Below are 4,693 nucleotides of genomic sequence, written 5' to 3' on the forward strand. Positions count from 1 at the left end.
GCGCCCCGCGCCGGCGCGGCGCGGCGCCCGCCGCCCCCGCCCCCCCCCCCCCCGGCCGCGGCGGCATCCGCACGCCCTTGCTGCGTCCGCGACCCGAGGCGGGGCTGCCAAGGCGTCACGTTCCCGGTCGTGGACGGAATGGGGATCGGTTGCCGCCCCTGAGCCGAGCACCGCCTCAAGGGTGCTAACTTAGGCAAGCCTAACCAAGAAGCGCGATCACACAGCCCAGGGGGGCACCATGGCAGACCAGCCGACCCGCCGGACACCGCAGGCCCGTGAAGCACAGGTGCTGCGCACCGAGCGGATCACACCGCACATGGTGCGCCTGGTCCTCGGCGGTGCGGGGTTGGAGGACTTCGACGCCGCCGAGTTCACCGACCACTACGTCAAGGTGCTCTTCACGCCCGAGGGCGTGAGCTACCCGGAGCCCTTCGACATGGCGCGGATCCGCGAGGAGTTCCCGCCCGAGCAGCGGCCGATCACCCGGACGTACACCGTGCGGGCCTGGGACCCGGCCCTGCGCGAGCTGACCATCGACTTCGTGGTGCACGGTGACGAGGGCCTGGCCGGGCCATGGGCGGCCCGCGCACAGCCCGGCGAGATGGTGCGCTTCCTGGGCCCCGGCGGCGGCTACGCCCCCGACCCGAGTGCCGACTGGCACTTGCTGGTGGGCGACGAGAGCGCGCTGCCCGCGATCGCCGCGGCGCTGGAACGGATGCCGGCCGATGCCGTGGTGCACGCCTTCGTCGAGGTCGCGGACGCCGCGGAGGAGCAGAAGATCGTCTCGCCCGCCGGGGCCGAGATCAGCTGGCTGCACCGCGGCGCGCGCCCGGTGGGCGAGGCGCTGGTCGAGGCGGTGTGCGCGCTGGAATTCCCCGCCGGCACGGCATCCGCGTTCGTGCACGGCGAGGCAGGCTTCGTGAAGGAACTGCGGCGCCTGCTGCGCGTGGAGCGGGGCATCCCGCGCGAGCGGATGTCGGTCTCGGGCTACTGGCGGTCCGGCCAGAGCGACGAGGCCTGGCGGGCGGCCAAGCGCGAGTGGAACGCCCAGGTGGAGGCCGAGCAGGAGCAGGCCGAACAGGAGTCGACCGGCTGATCCGCGCCGCCGGGTAGCCGCCCGTGTTGCGTGGACGCGGAGACCGTGGTCGCCCCGCGCGAGTTCGCCGGCGACGGCCACCGTCGGAACGCGGAACTCGTCGAGTACACACCCGACGGGGAGGCGGTCCTGGCCGGCGGCGCGGCGCTGCTCGGAGCGCGGGTGGAGGCGACGGCCGCCGGTTTCGTGACGGGCCTGAGGTTGGTCAGGGCGGCGCTCGGGTTCCTCGGCGGTCAGGAGCTGCAACTCGACCTGGCGGAGTTCGGCTTCAACCTGACGGTCCCTCTCAGTCCGGGCCCGTCGGGATGTCCGACGGGCCCGAAGGGTGCTGGCGAGCGCAGGCATCCACCTGGTGCGGGGATCGGTCCCGGGCCGGGTGTGCGCAGTCCAGCCGGGCGGCGGCAGGGCGGCTTCACACCTGGAAGCTCTGGATGTCCGATGTCGTGCTCGTGAAGCCGTTGGTCGAGATGACCCTGACCTGAACCTGTGTCCCCGGGGGGAACTGGCTGTGGTCGATCGTGATCGTCGGGTTCTTCAGGCCGACCCCGACGGTCTGCCAGGTCCGTCCGCCATCCGTGCTCACCTGGGTCGCGAAGGTCTGACCGTCCTGCGGGGCCGGGCCGAAGTCCAGGGCCAGCCCGACGTTCCCGTCCTGCGCCGTCGTCGGACGGGCGCCGCGCAGGGCCGGGGCCGGGGCTCCGGGGCGGAAGGTGTCCACGACCTGCCCTCCGACGAGCAGTTCGACGGACGCCGGATCGGCCCCCACCGGGAGGACCTCGTCGACCAGGCCGGTGCGGTCCTGCCCCGGCTCCGGGTCCGACGACAGCTTGACCGTGACCGGGAAGTCCTGCGGCGGTGCACCGCCTGCCTGCTGGATCCGCAGCACCACCGGCACCTCGCCGTCCGGGCCGGCGCCGTCCGGCTGCCCGGCCAGTCCGGCGGGGGCCGGCTGGGAAGGTTGTCGGGCCGCGGCCGACACCGGATTGACGAAGCGGATGTCACCGGCGCGCTGGGTGAGGTTGACGGTCCCGATCACGCTGACGAGCTGCCCGGTGTCGGGCCCCGCTCCCCGTGCCGCTTCGTCGGCCGCCGGCACCGGGGCCGCCGCGGCGGTCACCGAGAGTTGCGGGAACCGGTCGTCGGGGCGGCCGCCGGTTCGTGTGGTGACTCTCAGTTCGTGGGCGGCCTCGCGCAGCGGAGCCACTGGGGTCGGCGCCGGGGCGCCGGCTGCGAGGGAGTCCTCGGCCAGCAGGCGCTGGCGGATGCCCTCGTAGGTGTAGCTGCAGGGCCACTGGGAGTTGCAGTAGGTCATGACGTCGTGCCACGGCACGCCCGGCCGGGCGGCCATCGGCAGATTCAGCTGGGGGTCGCCCACGTCGAATCCGGCGTAGCTGTTCGCGTCGTTGGCCAGCTGTCCGTTCTGGAACGGGTAGTTCTGCAGGTCGTCCTTCGATTCTCCGCAGAATCCGGGGTGCTTGCGGCCGTAGGTGTGGCCGAGTTCGTGCCCGCCGTACCAGTCGGCGTACGTGCCGTCGAAGTCCCAGCCCCACGTCGCGGCACCGCACGGCGCCGAGGCGACGGTGGTGGGGTCGGGTGTGGCGGGCACCCCGGAGGCGCATCCGCGCATGAAGAACCCGCCGTCGGCCGCCTGGCCGAGGTAGTGGGTGCGCCGGTCACCGCCGGCGCTGATGTCGAGCGCGCGGATGGCGGCGAGCTGGGCGTTGGTGTCGGTGCACTGGAACGGCGGGGTGGCGGTGACGTCGATGATGGTGTGCGGCGCTTCGATGACGTCGGCCACCGGGTAGGCGCGCTTGAGCCAGCTGATCAGGAAGGTGTAGTCGATGTCCCGCGGGGTGTAGGTCACTGGTGGGTTGCCCATGGTGTAGCGCAGCCCCAGGACTCGGACCCGGAGCGGCGGGGACTGCGTGAACCAGACGGCGGTGGCGCCGGGCGGCGTGTTGAACGGGACGTCGGCGCCCGTCATGGTGTCGGTCAGGGCGATCGAGCTCACGCTGAGTGCCCCTTCGGCCGTCAGTGCGCTCGGCACGACGAAGTTGAGGCTCAGGCCGGCGTCGGCTCGACGGGTGGGTACGTCCTTGGGCGCGGTCGGATCGAGGGAGACGGTATTGGCCGAGGAAACGGTGATCGGGGTGTCGGTGGGTGATCGGAGCAGGGTCACGGTGCCGTTCACGCCGGTGGCGGGGCCGCTCGCGCCGCTCACGTAGGCGCGGATCACGGTGACCTTGCCGGCGATCAGGGTGACGCTGTGCTGGAGGTCCTGAATGGCCTGGGTGACCTCCGTGGCGTCCAACACGGCGAGCGTCTGAGTCGTCATGGCTGACTCCTTGGACGAGCGTTCCGGCCCTTTCAGGCTATGCCGCTCAGGGGCCGTTCGCCTGTACGGCGGCGGCGCCAGAAGGGGCTCAGGGGCCAACGTTGCTCCTGGGTATAGGCGTACCCGTGATTTCTTCGGTAGGCCGCCGCGATCCCGTCCAGGAACGCCGTGTAGTCGGCGAGCGCTGCCGTCGTTCGTCCCCCGTCGGCGAGGCAGTCGGCCACGGCCCGTCCGGCGCGGGCACCGGTGTGCAGCGCGGTGAGGATGCCCTGCGAGGAGAGCGGGTCGAAGGCGAGGGCGGCGTCCCCGGCCGCCACCCAGCCGGGCCCGGCCGCCGGGGTGAGCCGCAGGCCGTGAGCCGGCGCCCAGCGCGGCACGGGTGTCGCGGCCGGACCGTGCCCGGTCAGGCGGCGCCGGACGTGGACGGTGCGACTGAGCGCGTGCCAGAAGCCCTGTGGGGTGCGCAGGGACGGGGTGGCGAGGTCGGCGTCGGTCAGATGGGCGACCAGGCGCCCGGCCGGGATCCGGGTGGTGTACCACCAGCCGTGCGGCGCCGCCTCCACCAGGGTGCGGGCCTCGGCGTCCGCCGGGTCCGACGGTTGGCCCTGGTCCGACGGTTGCCCCGAGCGTGAAGGGCGCGAAGGGCGCGAAGGGCGCGACGGACGGCGGTCGGGGAACACGACGTACGCGGCGACGAGCCGGTCCTGTCGCCAGCGGCGGCCGTTGCGGCGGCCGATGACACAGCGTCGGCCGGTCGCGTCCACCGTCCAGCGGGCGGACAGCTCCGTCACGGCGCCGGTGGCCGGCTCGCGGACGGTCAGCCGGTCGTCGAGCCGGTCCAGTACGGTGGCCTGCCGCAGTTCGGCACCGGCCGCGACGGCCGCGTCCCGCAGGAAGGCGTCGAAGCGGAGCCGGTCGAGGTGCCAGCCGTGGCCGTACGGGTCGAACAGGTGGCTGCGGCCGTGCAGCGCGGCCGATCCCCAGGCGGCGTACGTGCCGGTGGAGACGGGGTGGCCGGAGGCCAGGAAGGCCTCCAGCAGCCCTAGGTCGCCCAGCAGCGGTCGGGCGGCGGGCGGCAGGAACTCCCCGATCTTGAACACGGGTTGGGCGGAGAACACGGCGGCGGACGCGACCGGGGACGCGACCGGAGACGTGGCGGCGGACGCGACCGGGGACGCGGCGGCGGACATGGCCGGCGACGCGGCGCCCGGCCGGGGCCGGCCCCCGCCGCCGGACAGGGTCGTGTCGCGGGCGCCGGCCCC

General features: G+C 73.7%; 3 protein-coding genes. 1 reads left to right on the forward strand and 2 read right to left on the reverse strand.

Annotation, left to right across the window (positions count from 1 at the left end; all coding sequences use genetic code 11):
• Window positions 1-238 precede the first annotated feature (238 nt).
• Window positions 239-1,096: a siderophore-interacting protein gene (locus ACFV61_RS33820; protein WP_380495902.1), complete on the forward strand. Its 858-nt coding sequence runs from the start codon at window positions 239-241 to the stop codon at window positions 1,094-1,096.
• Between the two features lie 412 nt (window positions 1,097-1,508).
• Here the strand turns inward: ACFV61_RS33820 and ACFV61_RS33825 are convergent, their stop codons facing one another.
• Complete coding sequence (locus ACFV61_RS33825; protein WP_380495904.1) at window positions 1,509-3,431, reverse strand: hypothetical protein; 1,923 nt, start codon at window positions 3,429-3,431, stop codon at window positions 1,509-1,511.
• 32 nt (window positions 3,432-3,463) lie between these two features.
• Window positions 3,464-4,693, reverse strand: a 1,230-nt coding sequence (locus tag ACFV61_RS33830) for a tryptophan 7-halogenase (RefSeq protein WP_380495906.1), incomplete at its 5' end; no start/stop codon positions are given.

It is taken from the genome of Kitasatospora sp. NPDC059817, assembly GCF_042731835.1.
In the GTDB taxonomy this organism is placed as follows: Bacteria; Actinomycetota; Actinomycetes; order Streptomycetales; family Streptomycetaceae; genus Kitasatospora.